Origin of the sequence: Mycolicibacter virginiensis, assembly GCF_022374935.2 — a bacterium.
Classification (GTDB): Bacteria; Actinomycetota; Actinomycetes; order Mycobacteriales; family Mycobacteriaceae; genus Mycobacterium; species Mycobacterium virginiense.
On sequence record NZ_CP092430.2, the window covers coordinates 4,316,175 to 4,336,865 of the forward strand.

The window sequence follows — 20,691 nt, forward strand, 5'->3', positions numbered from 1 at the left end:
GCATGACCAACCATCTCGACCGCACGGCACTACGCGCCGGTATCCCGCCGTTCCACGTGATGGACGTATGGCTGGCCGCCGCCGAACGCCAGCGCAGCCATGGCGATTTGGTGAACCTGTCGGCAGGCCAGCCCAGCGTGGGCGCGCCCGAACCGGTGCGTGCCGCCGCCGCGGCGGCCCTGCAGGCCAACGAACTGGGCTACACCGTCGCGTTGGGCATCCCGGAGCTGCGCTCGGCCATCGCCGGCTCATACGCCGACCGCTACGGACTGTCCGTCGACCCCGACGACGTGGTGGTGACCACCGGCTCGTCGGGCGGATTCCTGCTGGCCTTTTTGGCCTGTTTCGACGCCGGCGACCGGGTGGCGATCGCCAGCCCCGGCTATCCCTGTTACCGCAACATCCTGACCGCGCTGGGCTGCGAGGTGGTCGAGATCCCGTGCGGGCCCGAGACCCGCTTCCAGCCCACCGCAGCTATGCTCGCCGAAATCCCCGGGCCGTTGGCCGGGGTGATCGTCGCGAGCCCGGCCAATCCGACCGGGACCGTGATGGAGCCGGCGGAGCTGGCCGCGATCGCCGCCTGGTGCGACGCCGCCGGGGTGCGGTTGATCAGCGATGAGGTGTATCACGGCCTGGTTTACGAGGGCGCCCCGCAGACCAGCTGCGCGTGGGAGACCTCACGAAACGCGGTGGTAGCCAACAGCTTCTCGAAGTACTTTGCGATGACCGGCTGGCGATTGGGCTGGCTGCTGGTGCCGCCGGCACTGCGCCGCGCGGTGGATTGTCTGACCGGCAACTTCACCATCTGCCCTCCGGTGCTGGCCCAGTATGCGGCGGTCGCCGCGTTCACGCCGGAGGCGATCGCCGAAGCGCAAGGCCATCTGCGGCACTACTCCGCCAACCGGGAGCTGCTGCTGGGCGGGCTGCGGAGCATGGGCATCGATCGGTTGGCTCCCACCGACGGGGCCTTCTATGTCTATGCCGACCTCGCAGAGCACACCGACGATTCGCTGGCGTTCTGCGCGCGCCTGCTGGCCGACACCGGTCTGGCGCTGACGCCGGGGGTCGACTTCGACACCGAGCGCGGCAACACCTACGTCCGACTGTCGTTCGCCGGCCCCACCGCCGACATCGAGGAAGCATTGCGCCGACTCCGCGGTTGGCTGCCGCTCCGGTAGGTTTACCTTCCAAGCTGGAAATACCTGATCGAAGGGACCACTGCTATGCGCATCACCACGACTTCTGGCCTGGCGCTCGGCGCGGCAGCCCTCGGCATCCTCGGGGCGGTGGCCGCATCCACGCTGACGGCCAGCAACCCGGCCGACGCCGCACCGGGAGCCTGCACGGCCGCCGGGCTCGCCAACACTGCCAGTGGCGTGCTGAGCCAGGCCGGTGGATTCCTCAACGACCACCCGGAGACCAACGACGTGTTGACCTCGGCGGCCACCATGCCGGCGGACCAGGCCAAGTCTTCGGTGCAGGGTTACTTCATCGGCCACCTCGACCAGCTGGCCACCCTGCAGGGCATCGCCCAGCCGCTCACCGACCTGAAGAGTCAGTGCGGCATCGCGGTCTCTCCGACCCAGCTGGCCACCCTGCTGGAGACCGTCAGCAAGTAGGTCCGGGCCATGGCCCTGGCGATCAATGACCACGAAAGGGCCGCGCTGGCTCAGGCGGCCGGTTTCGGGCTGTTCGCCGCGATCACTGGACGCCGGTCGCGGCGGTTCCCCGTGGGCGGCGCCATTCCGGCCGGCGCGCTGGCCTACACCAGCCGCCGTCCGGTGCAGCCGTTGTCCGAGGTCGAACGGGCGCTGCTGCTGTCGCTGATGGCCGGCACCACCGGTTGGCACGACGGTATCGCGCACCATCCCGGGTACTCTCCGGCGCTGCCGAACTACCCCGGCAGCGCCACCGGGCGGGCCATGCCGTCGGCGGCGGGATTTCACACCAGTCAGCTGTTCTTCACCGACGACACCGGCTGCTACCTGCTGCCTACTCGCGACCAGCCGCCCCAGCCGTTCGCGACCGTCGAAGCGTGGATCAGCCACACCGCCGATTCCTATGTGCGCCTCTCGGATTCCCGCCTGCAACTGCCCGCCGAAGAGCCCTACATGGAGGGTCACAACACTTGGATCGGCAACCACCCGGGCAGTCTGCTGGCATTCAACGTGGCAGACCTGGCCGAACACCTGCTGGAGAATCTGTGGTTCTTCGCGGCCAACGGTTATCCGATCACCGATGACATCACCGGCCGCGACATCCCCGGCGTGCAGGCCTTTTCCGGCTTGGCGCACGCCGACGACCCGATTCCACTGTCCTTCGTGGAGCAGTACACCCTGACCGAGGCCAGCGCCGAGCTGTCCATCGCGGCCCACAATGGAGCACTCGGCTTGCAGGCAATGGGCTTGGGCGGCTGGATCTTCGACGGCCTGGACCGGTTGTCGGTGCTGGGCGGCTCCGGCGACCCGCGCGCCCCCGGACTGGGATTCGTCGCCGACACCGACCCTCGTTGGCCATTCCCGAATGTCACCGGATTACCCGGCTACTTCGAGACGCTGTGTCCCCCGCATGTCGCGTCGGTCGCCGAGGGTGTGCGCAAGCTGGTGGCCCGCAAGTTCGGACCGGGCGGGCCGTCGCACGCCGACACCCCGGGGCCGTGGTCGGACAGCGGGGCGGTGCGCGGTTCGGCACTGCCGCCGGACGGCATCGCCGAACTGGTCACCTGCGAGGCGTCCTACATTTATGACACCTTCGGGAAACTGCCGGGCACCGTCCCGACCGTGCACGTGCTGATGTACCTGCAGGCCCAGCACCTCGACACCGACTTCTATGACGAGTTCTACTCCCCCGGCGCGTATCTGCGCACCCACGCCGAGCACCAGCGATGCTGGCACGGCTCATGAGCGCCGGCGAACTCCCGCGATGACGGTGTAAGCCAGCCCCACCGCCAACAAGATGAACTTCGTCAGTGCCGCGCTACGCGCACGCCGGGCATTGGTGTCGACGTCGACGCCGTCGAGGGCCTTGAGCAGTGCCACCCCCTCGATCGCATCACCGGCGACTGCGCCGACCGGCAACAGCCGCAACAAGATCGGATGACCGTTGCGGGTACGGACACGCTCGATGAGCAACAGCGCCCAGGTCCCGTAGGTGAGCATGTAACCGAAGTCGAGCCACAGGGACCACCGTGCCCACCGCCGACCGTCGGCACCCCAGACCGCCACGATCTCCTGAACTCGTTCGGCATTGCCGGCCAGCTCAAAGCCGATGATGCCCGGGCCACCCGTCTGGCGCATCCCGCGCTCTGCCACCAGCATCACCGCGGCGTAGGCGAGAGTCGCCACCGCCGACCAGCCGAGTCGCTTCACCCGGTGCATGGTAGGCACCAGCGCGCCCCGCGAGTGTGAATCTCACGACGCGACACGCCGAGTCGGCGTCGCCGGATTCACACTCGTGGCGAGAAACTACAGCCAGGTGTCGTCGGTGGTGGCGGTGAGGAACGCCTCCAGGTCGTCGCGCCAGTGCGCCGGAGTGGTCTTGTCCGGCTCGATGCCGGTGTAGTCGCCCCGATAGAACAGCAGCGGCCGCGGCTTCACCTCCGGGACATCCGACAGCGACTGCACCGCGCCGAACACCACGAAGTGGTCGCCACCGTCGTGCACCGAGGCCACCGTGCAGTCGATGTGGGCCAGCGATCCGCCTAGGATCGGCGACCCCAGCGGGGACGGCTGCCAGTCCACACCGGCGAACTTGTCCGGTTCCCGCGAGCCGAAGCGGGCGCAGACGTCCTTCTGCTCCTCGGCCAGGATGTTCACGCAGAACTTTCCGCTGGATTCGATGGCCTGCCAGGACCGCGACTGCTTGGTCGGGCAGAACAGCACCAGCGGCGGGTCCAGCGACAGCGCGGCGAACGACTGACAGGCGAAGCCGACCGGCACATCCTCATCCACGGTGGTGATGATCGTGATGCCCGTGCAGAACTGGCCGAGTACGTTGCGGAACGCACGCGGGTCGATCGAGAGGTCGTCAGTCACTGCTACTGCATACCCACAGTGAAGTCATGTCCCCACAGGCTGACCGCGGTGCTCTCCCGCGCCACCCAGTCGTCGTCGTCGACCTCAAGGCCCTCGCAGCCGAATTCGATCTGGAAACCGCTGGGCGCCTTCATGTAGAACGACAGCATCTTGTCGTTGACGTGCCGTCCCAGGGTGGCGGCCATCGGCACCTTGCGACGGTAGGCGCGGTCCAGGGCGAGCCCGACGTCGTCGGCGCTCTCCACCTCGACCATCAGGTGCACGATTCCGGTCGGAGTCGGCATCGGCAGGAAGGCCAGGCTGTGGTGACGCGGGTTGCAGCCGAAGAACCGCAGCCAGGCCGGGTCGCCGTCAGCGGGACGGCCGACCATCTGCGGGGGCAGCCGCATCGAGTCACGCAACCGGAAGCCGAGCACGTCGCGGTAGAAGTGCAGCGCCTCGGCGTCGTCCTTGGTCGACAGCACCACGTGTCCCAGGCCCTGCTCTTCGGTGACGAACCGGTGGCCGTAAGGGCTGACCACGCGGCGGTGCTGCAGCGCCACCCCGTGGAAGACCTCCAGGTGATTGCCCGACGGGTCGTCGAACGCGATCATCTCCTGGACGTTGCGCTCGGCCAGCTCGGCGGCGGTGGCTTCCTTGTAGGGCGTGCCCTCGGCGTCCAGGCGCTGCCGAATCTCCTGCAGCCCTGCAGCATTGGCGCATTCCCAACCGGATACCAGCAGCCGGTCCGTGTCTCCGGGCACGACCACCAGCCGGGCGGGGAACTCGTCCATCCGCAGGTACAGCGCACCTTCGGTGGTACCGGATCCCTCGACCATGCCGAGGACCTTCAGCCCGAAATCCCGCCAGGCTGCCATGTCGGTGGCCTGGATCCGCAGGTAGCCCAATGATCGGATACTCATCGGCAGTACCTCCGATCAGACCATGGTGTCGCCGGGCGGCAACCCGAACTCGTGGTTACCGAAGATCATGTATGCGCGCTCCGGGTCGTTGGCGGCGTGCACCCGACCCGCATGCGCGTCACGCCAGAACCGCTGCACCGGAGCGTCGTTGGACAGCGCGGTGGCACCGGCCGCCTCGAAGAGCCGGTCGATGGAGGCGATGGCCCGGCCGGTGGCACGGACCTGGTCACGACGGGCCCGAGCACGCAGCTCGAACGGGATCTCCTGGCCGGCGGACAGCAACGCGTACTCGTCGCCGACGTTGCCGATCAGCTGACGCCAGCCGGCGTCGATGTCACTGGCGGCCTCCGCGATCCGGACCTTGGCGAACGGGTCGTCCTTGGCCTTCTCGCCGGCGAACGCCGCACGCACGCGCTTGCCCTGGTGCTCGACGTGTGCCTCGTAGGCGCCGTAGGCCATGCCCATGATCGGCGTCGAGATGGTGGTGGGGTGAATGGTGCCCCACGGCATCTTGTAGACCGGCGCCGTGTTGGTCTGGTAGCCGCCGGCGGTGCCGTCGTTCATCGCCCGGTAGGACAAGAAACGGTGCCGCGGCACGAAGGCGTCCTTGACCACGACGGTGTTGCTGCCGGTGCCGCGCAGGCCCACCACGTGCCAGACGTCGTCGATGCGGTAGTCGGAGATCGGGATCAGGAAGCTGCCGAAGTCGACCGGCTTGCCGTCCTTGATCACGGGACCGCCCAGGAACGCCCAGGTGGCGTGGTCACAGCCCGACGACCAGTTCCACGAACCGTTGACGATGTAGCCGTCGGCGGTCTCGGTGACGACACCGGCGCCCATCGGCGCGTAGGACGAGGAGATCCGGACGTTGGTGTCCTCACCCCAGACGTCTTCCTGGGCCTGCTGGTCGAACAGCGCGAGGTGCCAGTTGTGCACGCCGATGATGCCGGCGACCCAGCCGGTGGAACCGCAGGCACTGGCCAGCCGGCGCACTGCCTCGTAGAAGAGGGTCGGGTCGCACTGCAAGCCGCCCCACTGCTCGGGCTGCAGCAGCCGGAAGAAACCGATGTCCTCGAGCGCCTTGACGTTGGCGTCGGGGAGCTTGCGCAGGTCTTCGGTCTCCTGGGCACGCTCGCGCAACTGCGGCAGAAGCTCGTCGATGGCGGCCAACACCGACTGCGCGTCACGCTGTTGAATGGACGTCACTAGATTGCCTCCCAGAAGTGAACAGGTTCTTCCGGCCCGTTTTCCAACCAGCCTAGAGTGAGATTAGAACACGTTCCGTTTTGTGTCGAGCGGGGTGTTCCTGCAGTTGGTAGCAATACCGGACCACTTTTCTGTAACCTGTTCTAGTTATGACCGAAGATGAAGGGCGGCCCGTGACGGAGACCATTCCGGACGAACCACTCGGTGCTCACGTGCTGGAACTGCAGATCACCGAAGTCGTCACCGAGACCGACGACGCCCGTTCGCTCGTGTTCGGCGTGCCAGACGGACCGGACGACCCGGAGATCCCCGAGCAGCGGTTGAAGTACTCGCCGGGCCAGTTCCTGACGCTGCGAATCCCCAGCGACCAGACCGGCTCGGTGGCCCGCTGCTACTCGCTGTGCAGTTCGCCGTTCACCGACAACTCGCTGGCGGTCACCGTCAAGCGGACCGCCGACGGCTACGCATCGAACTGGCTGTGCGACAACGCCCACCCCGGCATGCGCATCCACGTGCTGGCGCCCTCGGGCACCTTCGTGCCGAAGTCCCTGGACACCGACTTTCTGCTGCTGGCCGCCGGCAGCGGGATCACCCCGATGATGGCGATCTGCAAGTCGGCGCTGTCGCAGGGCAGCGGCAAGGTGGTCCTGGTCTACGCCAACCGCGATGAGCGGTCGGTGATCTTCGGTGCCGCGCTGCGCGAGCTGGTCGACAAATACCCCGACCGGCTGACGGTCGTGCACTGGCTGGAGTCGGTCCAGGGCCTGCCGAGCCGCGCCGCGTTGGCCCAGCTGGCCGCCCCCTACACCGACCGCCAGGTCTTCATCTGCGGTCCCGGCCCGTTCATGCAGGCTGCCCGCGAAGCCCTGGATGCCTGCGGGGTGCCGGCCGAGCAGGTCCACCTCGAGGTGTTCAAGTCGCTGGACAGTGACCCCTTCGCCGCGGTCAAGATCGCCGACGCCCCCGAAGGCGAGCAGTCCGCCGCGCCGGCCACCGTCGTCGTCGAGCTGGACGGCGAGAAGCATGAGCTGGAGTGGCCGCGGCACGTCAAGCTGCTCGACCTGCTGCTTGACAAGGGCCTTGACGCCCCGTTCTCCTGCCGAGAGGGGCACTGCGGCGCCTGCGCCTGCGAGCTCAAGAAGGGCAAGGTCACCATGGAGATCAACGATGTGCTCGAACCCCAGGACCTGGCCGAAGGGCTCATCCTGGCTTGCCAAGCCCATCCCGAGACCGATTCGGTGGAAGTGACCTACGACGAGTGATGTCCGGTCTAAGTTGGTGCGACATGAAGCGGTTGCTGATGATCCCGGCAGCCTTGACGTTGTTAGCGGCGCTGATCCCGGCCGCGACCGCGTCGGCGGCCAGTGACACCAAGACCACGTTGTTTCCGGTGAACGACGCCGATCAACTGCAGACTCACAGCTGGGTCGACTGCAGCGCTCCGCCGCTGTGCCGGTTCACCGTCGGGGTGCAGTTGCAGACGCCCGGGGGCCTGACCGGGTTCCCGCCGGATCTGTGGGCCCGCCAGAGCACCGAGATCCGCTCGTCGAAGCGCACCGCCTATCTGGATGTGCACACCGACGGCGGTGAGGGTTGGTTCAAGGACCGCGGCGGCCCGGGCACCAAGGTGTTCAAGGATGGCACCGGCGCGGTGATCCAGTCGATGTACTACGGCGAGGGCCCGCCGGAGAAATACCAGACCAATGGCAGCATCGACGTCCTGGAATACTCCACCGGCCGTCCCAAGACCGACGCCAACGTGATCGTCTGCACCCATGTGCAGGTGGTCTACGCCGGGGTCAACCTGACCACGCCGTCCACCTGCGCCCAGACCGTCTTCTAGTACACGTCGCGCTGGTAGCGACCGGCGGACGATAGCGCCCGCACATGGGCTTTCGCGGCGTCGCGGGCGAGCAGCCCATGTCCCGCGGCGATATCGCAGATCGCGCGGTCGACCTCCTTGGCCATCTGGCTGGCATCGCCGCACACGTAGAGGTGCGCACCGTCCTGCAACCACTCCCACACTTCGGCTCCGCGCGCGCGAAGCAGGTCTTGTACATAGACCTTCTCGGGCTGATCGCGAGAGAACGCCAGATCGAGTTCGGTAAGAAAGCCGCTGGCGTGCATGTCCCTGAGCTCGTCGCGGTAGTAGAAATCGGTGGCGGCATTGCGTTCGCCGAAGAACAACCAGTTCCGCCCGCGATGCCCAAGCGCGCGGCGCTGCTGCAGAAACCCGCGGAACGGTGCGACGCCGGTACCCGGCCCGATCATGATCATCGGGGCGTTGGGGTCCGCCGGCGGCCGGAAATGGTTGGTGGGCTGCACGAATATGCCGATCTCGGCATCGTCGCTTCGGTCCGCCAGATATGTCGAGCACACGCCGCCGCGCGGCACCCCCCGACACTCATAGCGCACCGCGCCTACCGTCACGTGCACCTCGCCGGGGTTGTCGACGCACGCCGACGAGATCGAGTACATCCGCGGTGTCAGCGGTTTGAGCACGCCAAGCCAGTCGTCGACGGTGGCCCGGATCGGGATTGCGGCCAGCACATCCACCGACTGGCGACCCCACATCCAATCCGATAACGCAGTCTTGTTCTCCGGCCGCAACAGGTCGACGAGCTCGTGATCTTGGCTGCGCTGCGCCACGAACCGTAGCAAATCACCGGTGATACGGGCGATTTCGAATCGCTCGACCAGCGCCTGCCGCAATGGCATCGAACCGTGCTCGGCGAGCTCGACCACGTGCGTGCCATCGAGGCCGGTCAGCATCAGCCACTCGTCTACCAGCGCGGCGCTGTTGCGTGGCCACACCCCGAGTGCATCACCGGCCTGATAGCTCAATGTCGCTTCGGGAAGCGCGAACACCAGCTGTCGCACCTCTTTCGTCGAACCCGGGCCGCTGAGCACCGTGTTACGCATCAGCCTGGTGCGCAGTGGGTTCTTCCTGCTGTAGCGGCCCGATTCCCTCGACGAGCGGGCCGCGACGGGAGCCGCAACCGCTGCCACAGCCGGAGTCGACACGGCACCCAGGGCGCCGCGGAGCGTTCTGAACCATTCGTCGACGGCATCGTCGTAATCGGGCTCGCAGTCGACACGGTCCAGGATTCGGGTAGCGCCGAGCTCGGCCAGCCGAGTGTCGAGTTTGCGCCCGTAACCACAGAAGTCGTCGTAGTTGGAGTCGCCCAGCGCCAACACGGCGTAGCGGGTGTCGGTGAGTTGTGGTGTCCCGTCGGCGGACAACTCCTCCCATAGGACCGCGCCGTTGTCGGGCGGGTCACCGTCACCGGTGGTGCTGGAGACCACGATCAGCTGTCGGGTTGCCGACAGGCCGCTCACCGGGAAGTCGTTCATCGTGTGCAACGCGACCGGCAGTCCGGCCTCGCCGAGGTGGGCCGCGCAGCGGGCGGCCACCTCTTCGGCATTGCCGGTCTGCGAGGCCCACAACACCACGATGGACTCCGGGCGCGACCCATCGGCCTGAGATCGGCTCGGGGGAGCCGCCGGCGTGGGATGTCGGGAGTACAGCCCGGCCAGCAGGCCGTCGACCCACATTCGGGTGGCCGGCTCCAGAGGGGCATTGGCCGGCACCGTCGGCACCCCGGTTGCGCTGCGCCCCGCCTCGGTGCGAAGTGCGGTCAGCAATCCACTCAAATAGATGCGCTCCATGGGAGCGAATGAGGGCACGGTGGTCACGGATTCCCCACTGAGCCCGAATAATTCGATAAGGGTGTCCACCTGGTCCAAGCTGACCCCGCCGGCCTGCGGCGTCTCGGGCGTTTCCAGTTCGAGCGGCGATTCGACAACCACCTTGGCCAAGGTCACCGCACACGCCTTGTACTCGGGCTGTTGCGATGTCGGGTCGACGGCGTCATTGGTGACGGCGTTGATCGACAGGTACTCACCGAACGCGTCGTTCCAGTGAAACGGTGCGAAGCAGTTCCCCGGACGCACCCGGTCGGTGACCACCGCCGGCAGCACAGCCCGGCCCCGGCGCGAGGCGATCTCCACCGGGTCGCCGTCGACGATGCCCAGCCCGGCGGCGTCGTCGGGGTGAATCTCCACGAACGGGCCCGCGTTGAGCTTGTTGAGCTTGGCGACTTTTCCGGTCTTGGTCATGGTGTGCCACTGATGCGGCAGCCGCCCGGTGTTGAGCAGGAACGGATAGTCGTCATCGGGCATCTCGTCGGGCAGCAGATGCGGGCGGGCGAAGAAGACGGCTCGGCCGGACTCGGTCGCGAACGCCAACCGCGGCACGCTGCCGTCCTCGCGGACCAGCTGCGTCTGACTGGCCCCGTCGTTGAGGTAGCGGATGGGGTGGCGGTTCTGCCCGCTCTCCGGCGGGCACGGCCACTGGATCGGCGTCTGACGCAATCGCTCGTAGGTGATGCCGCGTAAGTCGTAGCCGGTCTTGGGGTTGGCGAATCGTTTGATCTCTTCGAACACGTCTTCGGCGCTCGAGTAGTCGAACGCCTTGGCGTATCCCATTTCTGCCGCGACGCGGGCGATGATCTGCCAGTCCGGCAACGATTGACCAACCGGGTCGACCGCCCGTTGAAAGAGCGTGAGATTGCGCTCGGAGTTGACCATCACTCCATCGCACTCAGTCCACAGCGCCGCCGGCAGCAGCACGTCGGCGTAGGCACTGGTCTCGTTCTCGGCGAACGCATCCTGGGCGATCACCAGCTCGGCCCGTTCCAGCCCCTCCAGCACGGTTTTTCGATTCGCCACGGTCGCAACCGGGTTGGTGCAGATGATCCAGCACGCCTTGATCTGGCCATCGGCCATCCGCGAGAACATGTCGATGGTGCCGGCGCCCACCTCGGTGCGCAGCGAGCCGCGTGGGATGCCCCAGATGTCTTCGACGAATTCACGGTCGTCGGCACAGACGACGCTCCGCTGGCCAGGTAGTCCCGGACCCATGTAGCCCATTTCTCGGCCACCCATCGCATTGGGTTGACCGGTCAGGGAGAACGGTCCGCTGCCGGTCTTACAGATGGCCCCGGTGGCCAGGTGCAGGTTACAGATGGCATTGGTGTTCCAGGTTCCGTGTGTGCTCTGGTTGAGCCCCATTGTCCAGCAGCTCATCCAGTTACCCGACTCGCCGATCCATGCTGCGGCCGTGCGAATGTCGGCTTCGGGGATTCCGGTGAGCTCAGCCACCGTCTCCGGCGTGAACTGCTCGAGGAAACTGGGCATGACTTCCCAGCCCTGCGTGTACTCGGCGATGAACTCGTCGTCGGTGTGGCCATTCGCGACGATCAGATGCAGCAACCCATTGAGCAGCGCCAGATCGGTTCCGGGCGCGATCTGCAAGAACAGGTCGGCCTTCTCCGCGGTGGCACTGCGGCGTGGATCGACGACGATCAGCTTGGCGCCGGCTTTGACGCGGTCCATCATCCGCAGGAACAGAATCGGGTGGCAGTCGGCCATATTCGCGCCGATCACGAAGAACACGTCGGCGTGATCGAAGTCCTGATAGGAGCCGGGCGGCCCGTCGGCACCGAGTGACTGTTTGTAGCCGCTGCCCGCGCTGGCCATACACAACCGCGAGTTGGACTCGATCTGGCTGGTGCCGATATAGCCCTTGGCGAGTTTGTTCGCCAGGTATTGCGCCTCGGTTGACATCTGCCCGGAGACGTAGAGCGCTACGGCGTCGGGCCCGTGCTCGTCGATGATCGCCCGCAACCGGCTGGCGCAGTAGGTGATGGCGGTATCGATGTCGGTCGGTTCGACGGGTTCGTCGCGCCCGGGCCGCATGAACGCCGACTCCATTCGGCCGGGCGCGGCGAGCAGATCCGCGGTGGTGGCACCCTTGGTGCACAACCGGCCGAAGTTGGTCGGATGGGATTGGTCACCGCTGGACTTGGCTACCCGGCGGCGCCCGGTGGCCGCATCGGTTTCGACCTGCAGCACCATCCCGCATCCGACCCCGCAGTAGGCACAGAGGGTGGAGACGGCCTCTGCACGCTGGCGGTCGTTTTGCGCTGGCATGGAAGGTCACCTCCTGCGGTTGCGGGCCTTGCCGCCACCCTGCCGCGCGCAGGTTTCAAGATCATTTCGGGACCATTACCACGCGTTGCGATATTCCGGCAGAGCCGCTGGCCATGCGTGATGCCGCCGTCAACCGCGAGAAACTGTTGCCTGAATCACTTCCCGGTCAGGGCTTCTAGGCCGGACGCAGAACCGCCAACGAATGCCCCGGCAACAGTGTGGCTCCGCCCTCAATCCGCGGTGACGCCCAAGCCAGTACCAGCTCGCCGCAGACCGGCACACTCACCGTGTCCTCGCTGAGATTGCAGACGACCACCAGCGGACCGCGGTGCATGGCGATCCATCGCCTGTCCTCGTCGTAGTCGATCATCAGTTGGCTCAACCAAGGACCGACCGGATCGATTTCAGCGCGTAGCCCGATCAGTGCCTTGTACAGGTGCAGCAGCCGTAGATGGTGTTGCTCCTCGAGCTCGCGCCAGGCCAGCTTGGAACGCTGGAAGGTTTCGGGATCCTGGGGGTCGGGGATCTCGTCGGCATTCCAGCCGTGCTCGGCGAACTCGGCTTTGCGGCCTTCGGCGGTGGCCTTCGCCACCTGCGGGTCCTCGTGTGAAGTGAAAAACTGAAAGGGCGTGAGCGCGCCCCACTCCTCCCCCATGAAAAGCATGGCGGTGTAAGGCGACAGCAGTACCAGTGCAGCCTTGATCGCGAGTTGCCCGGCCGTCAGATTCTGCGATGGGCGGTCACCGAGCGCTCGGTTGCCGACCTGGTCGTGGGTGCACGTGTAGGCCAACAGCCGGGTAGCCGGAATCTGCGAGATCGGCAGCGGCCGACCGTGACGCCGGCGGCGAAACGAGGAGTACGTGGCCGCATGAAAAAAGCCGTTACGCAAGGTGGTCGCCAAGGTGGCCATGCTACCGAAGTCGGCGTAATAACCTTGCCGTTCACCGGATACCGCGGTGTGGATGGCGTGGTGGATGTCGTCATCCCATTGCGCGGTGATCCCGTAGCCACCGCTTTCGCGACGGGTGATGGTGCGCGGATCGTTTCGATCGCTTTCCGCGATGAGCGACAGTGGACGGCCCAACCGCGCGGCAAGCGCGTCGGTTTCGGCCGACAGCTCTTCAAGGATATTGATCGCTGTGGTGTCCACCAGCGCGTGCACGGCATCCAGCCGTAGGCCATCGACGTGGAAGACCCGCATCCAGCGCAGCGCACAGTCGATGATGTAGCGGCGCACTTCATCGGAGTCCGGTCCATCGATGTTGATGGCATTGCCCCACGGGTTACGTACGTCCGACAGGTACGGTCCGAAGCGGGGAAGGTAGTTCCCGGACGGCCCAAGGTGGTTGAAGACGGCATCGATCAACACCCCCAGACCCCGGGCGTGGCAGGCGTCGACGAAGCGTGCCAACCCATTCGGGCCACCGTAGGGCTCATGCACGGCGTACCACAGCACACCGTCGTATCCCCAGCCGTGCACGCCGGAAAAGGCGTTGACCGGCATCAGTTCTACGAAATCGACGCCCAGATCGACCAGGTGATCCAGCTTGTCGATAGCGGAATCGAACGTGCCCGCAGGCGTGAATGTGCCCACGTGCAGTTCATAGATCACCGCACCTTCGACTGGCCTCCCCACCCAGTCGTCGTCAGTCCAGGTCAGGCTGGCCTCATCCCACACCGCCGAACGGGCGTGCACGCCGTCGGGTTGGCGGGCCGACCGCGGATCTGGGAGAACCTGCGGGTCGTCATCGAGCAGATAGCCGTACCGGGCATCGGGCGCTAGGTCGAGCGTCGTTCGCCACCACCCGTCAGCCGAACGGGCCATCGGGTGAGCCACCCCATCGACATCGAGGCCGACGATTGCCGGTGTTGGTGCCCAGACGGCAAAGTCAGTCATCGACGCGCTCCAGCAGCACAACCGGTAGTTCGGCGAACAACTCGACGGCCCGGACCGATCCGCTGTGCCGGACGCCGGAGAGCGCGTCGGCCCAAGTACCGGGAGGCAGTGCGACAACGGTATCGCCCCACCCGGTGCCCTGCAGGCGCACCGTCCAGCGGCTGACCGCCACCATCACGTCATCGCCCCGGCGAAAGGCCACCACGTGTTCTGACGCCGGTCCTGAGGCCAGCACCGGCTGGTAGCCGCCGTGTAGGAAGCTGTCGGGACGGTCCCGTCGCATCTGCAATGCCGCAGCGACCACCCGCATTTTCGGGCGATGCAAGGACTCCAGCGCTGCCCGGCGCGTGTCGTAGTCGACCGGCCGCCGATTGTCCGGGTCGACCAAACTGTCATCGCAGAGCTCGGTGCCCTGGTAGACGTCCGGAACGCCGGGGACGGTCAAGGACAGCAGTTTCTGGCCCAGAATGTCGCTTTCGATATGCGGAGCGAGTTCGGCGACGAACTCGGTCAATTCCTGCGCGATAGGACCATCCAGTATGTCGTCAAGCCACCGGTGCAGCGCGCCCTCGAACTCTGCGTCGGGGTCGTGCCACGATGTCCGCCGATCCGCCTCGCGCGCCGCCTTTTCGGCGTAGGCGTGCAGCCGCTCGCGCAGCGTGCTGGTCACAGGGGAGTCAAGTGGCCATACACCGAAGATGTTCTGCCACAGGAAAAGCCCGGTTGCCAGATCGCGTGAGGGCGCCTTGGATTCCCAACGAGCGACGAACTCCGCCCACAGCGACGGCACCTGCGACAACACGCCGATGCGCGCCCGCACATCCTCGCCGCGTTTGGTGTCGTGGGTGGACAGCGTGATCATCGTGTGCGGCCAGCGTCGCGCCCGGGTGGCGGCCCGGTGATGAAACTCGGCCGAACCCACACCGAAATACTGCGGATTGCCGCCGACCTCGTTGAGCGATACCAGTCTGGCATCCCGGTAGAACACGCAGTCTTCGGTTGCCTTGGCGGTCACCGCTCCGCACAGCTGCTGCAGCCGTGCAGCGGCTTCGGCACCGTCGGCGATCGCCGCCGCGAGCAGTTCAAGCGGCTCGTCCAGTTCCGGCCGCTGCGCAAGTGTGTGTGCCAGTGCCACCGGCAGTATCGCCGCCAACCCGTGATAATCGCTGCGATAGACACCGATGTTTCCGAGCAAGGCCACGATGGCGTCGGCCAGCAACGGATGATCAGCGCCGGCAGCGCCGGCCACACAGCGGCACAGCCGCGCCAGCTCGCTGCCCAATGTCTCAGCAGCCGCGATCCCCTTCTGCTCGGCAAGCAGGGCCGGCATCACGCGATAGTCGACGCCAGCGGTCTCGTACAGCTCGGTCAGCGCCGGCTCACCGTTCGGGTCGATGAACAGCCCGCCGATCTCCCGCAGGGCGTCGTACCCGGTGGAGCCGGCCACCGGCAGGCTCGGGTCCAGCGACTCGTCAACGGCCAGAATCTTTTCGACGACGATCCAGGCGTCAGGTCCGACCAGCGCACGCAGCCATTCCAGGTACCCCCGCGGATCCGACAGTCCGTCCGGGTGATCGACCCGCACGCCATCGACAAGACCAGCATCGAACCAGCGCGCCAGCTCGACGTGCCAGGCGTCGAAGACCGCTCGATCCTCTTGACGCAGGCCGGCCAGAGACGTGATCGAAAAGAAGCGGCGGTATCCGCAGCCGCCGTTGCGCCAGCCGACCAGACGATAGTGCTGGCGATCGTGGACTTGGTTGCCGCTGCCGCCGCCGGTTCCGGGCGCGATCGGAAACACCAGATCCCCTAGACGCAGCGCCTCACCGTCGACGGCCAGGTCGGCAACATCGTCGTCAGATCCCAGCACCGGCAGAATGATTCGCCCGTCACCGACGTCCCAATCGATGTCGAAGAATGCGGCATACCGCGAGGAGCGGCCATGCTTCAGCACATCCCACCACCACGGGTTCTGCTCCGGCCTTTGTACCCCCACATGATTGGGCACGATGTCGACGATCAGACCGATCCCGCGGGCACGTGCCGCCGCCGACAGCCGCGCCAAACCCGGCGCACCGCCCAGTTCGGCAGAGACCGTAGTCGGATCGACGACGTCATAACCGTGCGCCGATCCGTGCACCGCGGTCATGATCGGTGAGAGGTAAAGGTGCGAAATGCCAAGGGCATCGAAATAGTCGAGTAGTTTCTCGGCGTCGGCGAAGGTGAACGCGAAACCGCTTTCCGCGCCCCGCAGCTGTAACCGGTAGGTGGACAGCACCGGGCCGGCCATGCGTTAGCGTACTTTCCGCAGGACGAGCAGCGAGCGGCCCGGAACAGGCAGCGCGTCCCCGGCCTGCGCCCCCTGTTCAGCTCGGGATGTCGGCTCCGCGGTGTCCAATTCTTTCGTCCATTCTTGGGCGTAATCCTTGCCGGGAACGGCGAACTCGACCGTCTCCTCGTGCGCATTGAAGCACAGCAGGAACGAGTCATCCACCACCCGCTGGCCGCGCATGTCAGGTTCGCGGATCGCCTCGCCGTTGAGGAAGACCATGATGCACTTGTCGAAGCCGTTGTCCCAGTCGTCTTGGCTCATCTCCTGACCGGTGGAGGTGAACCATGCGATGTCGCCGATTTCGTCTTCGTGGCGTACCGGGCGGCCCTCGAAGAACCGGCGACGGCGAAACACCGGATGCTCTTTGCGAAGCTGCGTCACGTGGCGGGCGAAGGCCAGCAGATCGGCATTGGTATCGGCCAGTGACCAATCCATCCAGGCGAGTTCGGAGTCCTGACAGTAGGTGTTGTTGTTGCCCTGCTGCGTGCGCCCCAGCTCATCGCCGTGCCCGATCATCGGCGTGCCTTGGGACAGCAGCAGGGTGGCCAGGATGTTGCGCGTCTGGCGAGCCCGCAGTTCCTGCACTTCCGGATCGTCGGTGGGGCCTTCGATGCCGCAGTTCCACGACCGGTTGTGGCTCTCGCCGTCGGAGTTGTCGTCGCCGTTGGCCTCGTTGTGCTTTTCGTTGTAGGAGACCAGGTCACGCAACGTGAATCCGTCGTGGGCGACGACGAAGTTGATGCTGGCACCCGGCCGGCGCCCGGTGGCCTCGTAGAGGTCTGACGAGCCGGTGAGCCGCGAGGCGAACTCCCCCAACTTCTCCGGTTCGCCGCGCCAATAATCGCGCACGGTGTCGCGGTATTTTCCATTCCATTCGGTCCACAGGCCCGGAAAATTGCCGACCTGATAACCGCCCTCACCGACGTCCCACGGCTCGGCGATCAGTTTGACCTGGCTGACCACCGGGTCCTGCTGGATCAGGTCAAAGAACGCCGAAAGACGGTCCACATCATAGAATTCGCGGGCCAGAGTCGACGCCAGGTCGAAACGGAAACCGTCGACGTGCATCTCGGTCACCCAGTACCGCAGTGAGTCCATGATCAGCTGCAGTGCGTGCGGATTGCGCGCATTGAGGCTGTTCCCCGTTCCGGTGTAGTCCATATACCTGCTTCGGTCGTCGTCGACGAGCCGGTAGTAGGCGGCGTTGTCGATGCCACGGAAGTTGATGGTCGGGCCCAGATGGTTGCCTTCAGCGGTGTGGTTGTAGACCACATCCAGGATCACCTCGATCCCGGCTTCGTGCAAGGTGCGCACCATCGCCTTGAATTCCGCGACCGCAGCCCCCGGCTGCCGGCTTGCCGCGTACTGGCTGTGCGGGGCGAAGAAGCCGAAAGTGTTGTAGCCCCAATAGTTCCGTAGGCCCATCCGAAGCAAGCGGTCGTCGTGCATGAACTGGTGTACCGGCATCAGCTCGACAGCCGTGACATTGAGTGCCTGCAGGTGGTCGATGACGACCGGGTGCGCCAAACCGGCGTAGGTGCCACGCAGTTCCTCGGGGACGTCCGGATGCGTCTGCGTCATACCCTTGACGTGGGTCTCGTAGATGATCGTCTCGTTGTAGGGGGTCTTCGGCGGCCGATCGGTTGCCCAGTCGAAGTACGGGTTGATCACCACGCTGGTCATGGTGTGCCCGAGCGAGTCGACCCTTGGCAGCGTCTCGTCCCGCGGCGGATCGTCTCCGGCTGCCATGTCGTAGGAGAACAGCGCCTGGTCGAATTCGAAATCGCCGGTGAAGGCCCTGCCGTAGGGGTCCAGCAACAGTTTGCTGGAATCACAGCGATGTCCGGCCGGCGGGTCGAACGGCCCGTGCACCCGAAAGCCGTAGTTCTGTCCCGGCGACACCGTCGGCAGGTAGGCGTGCCAGACGTAGCCGTCCACTTCGTCGAGCGGTACGCAGGTCTGGTCACCGTCCTCGCCGATCAGGCACAGATCGACCCGCTCGGCGATCTCCGAGAAAAGGGCGAAGTTGGTTCCGCCACCGTCGTAGCTGGCCCCGAGTGGGGCGCTGTTGCCCGGCCAGACGGTGTGCGACACAGGTGCGGGTTCAGCTGAATCCCTGGCCGCGGTGACCACCCTCGCCGGATTTCGGGTAGTGCCCATACTCGCCCAATCTCGTCACGACATCTGCTTGCACGTGCCTTTGCCGAGGGTGGCTACCCGCCTGCCGGGCGGTCAAACTATCGCCGGCATACGACACTACGGTCCGCTTCGCGGGGGTGGGGAGTTGAAATGCGTCCCAGGCGGGTATAGGCGTTGTCGTGGCGCCCGATGACCTACGCCGACTGGCAGCGGCGCACGGCGTCGCCACCGTCTATCGCAACGAACGGCGCGAGTTGGTGCAGGTGGACGCCGGCGTCGTGGTCCAGATCCTGCGGCTGCTCGAAGTCGAGGCCGGCAGCGACGCGGATCGTCGTGCCGAATTGGTCAGGCTGGACGAACGCGAGCGTGCGGGGGTTTCGGCTCCGACGCTCGCCGTGCGACTGACCGGGAGTCCCCTACCGTTGTCCGGGGCCGCCGCTCTGGTGAGCGAAGACGGCGAGCGCACGGTGGTGCGCGAGGAACTGCCCGCCGATCTGGAGCCGGGCTGGTATCAGCTTCAACTGCGCGATGACCAGGAAGTCACGCTGGTGGCGGCGCCCGCCCGGGTTCCGCAGGCGCCGGTCACGTGGGGGTGGATGCTGCAGCTCTACGCGTTGCGATCCGCCCGATCCTGGGGCATCGGCGACCTGTCAGACCTGCGGGATTGGGTGGCCTGGACAGCAGCCGAGCAGGGCGCCGGAGCGGTGCTGCTCAATCCGCTGCACGCACCGGGACCGACGCATCCCGTGCAGCCGTCGCCGTATACGCCGTCGAGCCGGCAGTTCGCCAACCCGCTGGCACTGCGCATCGAAGACCTCGACGCCTACCACCGGTGCGACCCGGCAACCCGGTCGGAAGTCGATGCGCTGCGAGTCGCCGCGGACACCATGAAGATCGACTACGACCTGGTCTGGGCGTCCAAACGCGCGGCCCTGGAGTTGCTCTGGCGTGCTGAAGGGCGTCCCTGCCCGCTCGACGAGCCGTCCGGGACCCGGGCGTTGCGTGACTGGGCCACCTACTGTGCGCTGGCCGAACGCCATGGCGGTCGATGGTCCAGTTGGCCGGTGCCGCTGCACGACGCAACCGGCGTCGCGGTGGCAGCCGCGCGGCTCGAGCTCGCGCCGCGCGTCGCGTTTCATGCCTGGGTGCAGCAACGCTGTGTGGAGCAGCTGCGTGCGGTACAGCGCGCCGCCAAAGACTCGGGCATGGCGCTGGGCGTGCTGCACGACCTGGCAGTCGGCGTCGACGGCGACGGCGCTGATGCGTGGGCGCTGGCCGACGTACTGGCCGGTGGGGCCAGTGTCGGCGCGCCCCCCGACACGTTCAGCCCTCGTGGGCAGGACTGGTCGCTACCGCCCTGGCGGCCGGACCGCTTGGCGGACACCGGCTACCAGGCGGTACGCGACATGCTGCGGGCCGTCCTGGCCCACGCGGACGGCGTGCGCATCGATCACGTCGCCGGCTTGTGGCGGCTGTGGTGGATCCCGCCTGGCGAGAGCCCCGATCGGGGCACCTACGTCCACTACGACGCGGACGTCATGCTCGCGGTGCTGGCGCTGGAGGCGCATCGCGCCAACGCCGTGGTCATCGGCGAGGATCTGGGAACCGTCGAACCGGAAGTCACCCGCGCCCTGGCCGACAACGGAATGCTGGGCTGCGCGGTCTCCTGGTTCACCCGTGACGAATCAGTGCCCGGCCAGCCGTTGCTTGCGCCGTCGGCGTGGCCTTCGCGAGTGGCTGCCAGCATTTCCACGCACGATCTGCCCACCGCAGCCGGATTCTTTGGCGGCGAGCACGTACGGGCACGCGCCGAGCTGGGTCTGCTCGACGACGTGGCGGCCGCCCAGTGCGCCGCCGAGCAGGAGCGAGCCGAATGGCTCGCCCTGCTGCGCTCGGAAGGTTTTCTCGAGCAGGACGACATGTCCCCGGAGGAGCCGCAGATCATCGATGCCATGCACCGCTTTCTGGCGGCTACCCCGAGCCGACTGAAACTCGTCTCCCCCTACGACGTGCTGGCCGAGCCTTGTCAGCCCAACCTGCCCGGCACCGTCGATCAATATCCGAACTGGCGTCTGCCACTGCCGGAGTCACTTGAGCAGCTGCAGACCGACCCGAGGATCGCCCGCACCGCGGCGATCTTCTCGCACGATCCAGGTCACCAATCGTCTGCCAGGTAATCACGTCCGG

At 66.4% G+C, this 20,691-nt stretch carries 14 protein-coding genes; 6 read left to right on the plus strand and 8 right to left on the minus strand.

What is annotated here, in order from left to right; translation table 11 throughout:
* Positions 1-2 precede the first annotated feature (2 nt).
* The 3 genes from MJO54_RS20930 to MJO54_RS20940 are packed head-to-tail and all read left to right on the plus strand — an operon-like array spanning position 3 to position 2,903.
* Positions 3-1,178, plus strand: coding sequence for a pyridoxal phosphate-dependent aminotransferase (locus tag MJO54_RS20930; protein ID WP_240175415.1), 1,176 nt, complete (start codon positions 3-5; stop codon positions 1,176-1,178).
* 45 nt (positions 1,179-1,223) lie between these two features.
* Positions 1,224-1,619 carry a heme-binding protein gene (locus tag MJO54_RS20935; RefSeq protein ID WP_046285765.1) on the plus strand — a complete coding sequence of 132 codons (396 nt, stop codon included), beginning with the start codon at positions 1,224-1,226 and terminating at the stop codon, positions 1,617-1,619.
* A gap of 9 nt (positions 1,620-1,628) precedes the next feature.
* Positions 1,629-2,903 (plus strand): hypothetical protein, encoded by a 1,275-nt coding sequence (locus MJO54_RS20940; protein ID WP_046285764.1) that lies wholly within the window; start codon positions 1,629-1,631, stop codon positions 2,901-2,903.
* On the opposite strand, the gene MJO54_RS20945 is transcribed toward MJO54_RS20940, so the two are convergent.
* From MJO54_RS20945 to hsaA, 4 genes are all read right to left on the minus strand, one after another.
* On the minus strand, positions 2,898-3,368 hold the full coding sequence (locus tag MJO54_RS20945) for a hypothetical protein (RefSeq protein WP_065153019.1): 471 nt from the start codon (positions 3,366-3,368) through the stop codon (positions 2,898-2,900). The genes MJO54_RS20940 and MJO54_RS20945 overlap by 6 nt on opposite strands.
* Positions 3,369-3,464: 96 nt before the next feature.
* Complete coding sequence (hsaB, locus tag MJO54_RS20950; RefSeq protein ID WP_174549777.1) at positions 3,465-4,016, minus strand: 3-hydroxy-9,10-secoandrosta-1,3,5(10)-triene-9,17-dione monooxygenase reductase subunit; 552 nt, start codon at positions 4,014-4,016, stop codon at positions 3,465-3,467.
* Positions 4,017-4,036: 20 nt separating this feature from the next.
* Positions 4,037-4,936, minus strand: coding sequence for an iron-dependent extradiol dioxygenase HsaC (gene hsaC / locus MJO54_RS20955; protein ID WP_046285761.1), 900 nt, complete (start codon positions 4,934-4,936; stop codon positions 4,037-4,039).
* A gap of 15 nt (positions 4,937-4,951) precedes the next feature.
* On the minus strand, positions 4,952-6,142 hold the full coding sequence (gene hsaA, locus MJO54_RS20960) for a 3-hydroxy-9,10-secoandrosta-1,3,5(10)-triene-9,17-dione monooxygenase oxygenase subunit (protein WP_046285760.1): 1,191 nt from the start codon (positions 6,140-6,142) through the stop codon (positions 4,952-4,954).
* A gap of 173 nt (positions 6,143-6,315) precedes the next feature.
* On the opposite strand from hsaA, the gene MJO54_RS20965 reads away from it, so the two are divergent.
* Positions 6,316-7,404 (plus strand): ferredoxin--NADP reductase, encoded by a 1,089-nt coding sequence (locus tag MJO54_RS20965; protein WP_240176015.1) that lies wholly within the window; start codon positions 6,316-6,318, stop codon positions 7,402-7,404.
* Between the two features lie 23 nt (positions 7,405-7,427).
* Positions 7,428-7,985 (plus strand): hypothetical protein, encoded by a 558-nt coding sequence (locus MJO54_RS20970; RefSeq protein WP_046283509.1) that lies wholly within the window; start codon positions 7,428-7,430, stop codon positions 7,983-7,985.
* Here the strand turns inward: MJO54_RS20970 and MJO54_RS20975 are convergent.
* The 4 genes from MJO54_RS20975 to glgX all read right to left on the minus strand — a co-directional run bounded on the left by MJO54_RS20975 (position 7,982) and on the right by glgX (position 18,459).
* Positions 7,982-12,136, minus strand: coding sequence for a bifunctional nitrate reductase/sulfite reductase flavoprotein subunit alpha (locus tag MJO54_RS20975; protein WP_240175416.1), 4,155 nt, complete (start codon positions 12,134-12,136; stop codon positions 7,982-7,984). The genes MJO54_RS20970 and MJO54_RS20975 overlap by 4 nt on opposite strands.
* Before the next feature lie 175 nt (positions 12,137-12,311).
* Entirely contained in the window at positions 12,312-14,033 is a 1,722-nt protein-coding gene (gene treZ, locus MJO54_RS20980) for a malto-oligosyltrehalose trehalohydrolase (RefSeq protein WP_065153016.1), read from the minus strand.
* Positions 14,026-16,323: a malto-oligosyltrehalose synthase gene (gene treY, locus MJO54_RS20985; RefSeq protein WP_046283512.1), complete on the minus strand. Its 2,298-nt coding sequence runs from the start codon at positions 16,321-16,323 to the stop codon at positions 14,026-14,028. Before treY ends, treZ begins: the two co-directional genes overlap by 8 nt.
* A 3-nt stretch (positions 16,324-16,326) precedes the next feature.
* Positions 16,327-18,459, minus strand: coding sequence for a glycogen debranching protein GlgX (gene glgX / locus MJO54_RS20990; RefSeq protein WP_434085420.1), 2,133 nt, complete (start codon positions 18,457-18,459; stop codon positions 16,327-16,329).
* A 224-nt stretch (positions 18,460-18,683) separates the two neighbouring features.
* Between glgX and malQ the strand changes: the two genes are divergently transcribed.
* Positions 18,684-20,681 (plus strand): 4-alpha-glucanotransferase, encoded by a 1,998-nt coding sequence (gene malQ / locus MJO54_RS20995; RefSeq protein WP_240175418.1) that lies wholly within the window; start codon positions 18,684-18,686, stop codon positions 20,679-20,681.
* Positions 20,682-20,691: the final 10 nt, after the last annotated feature.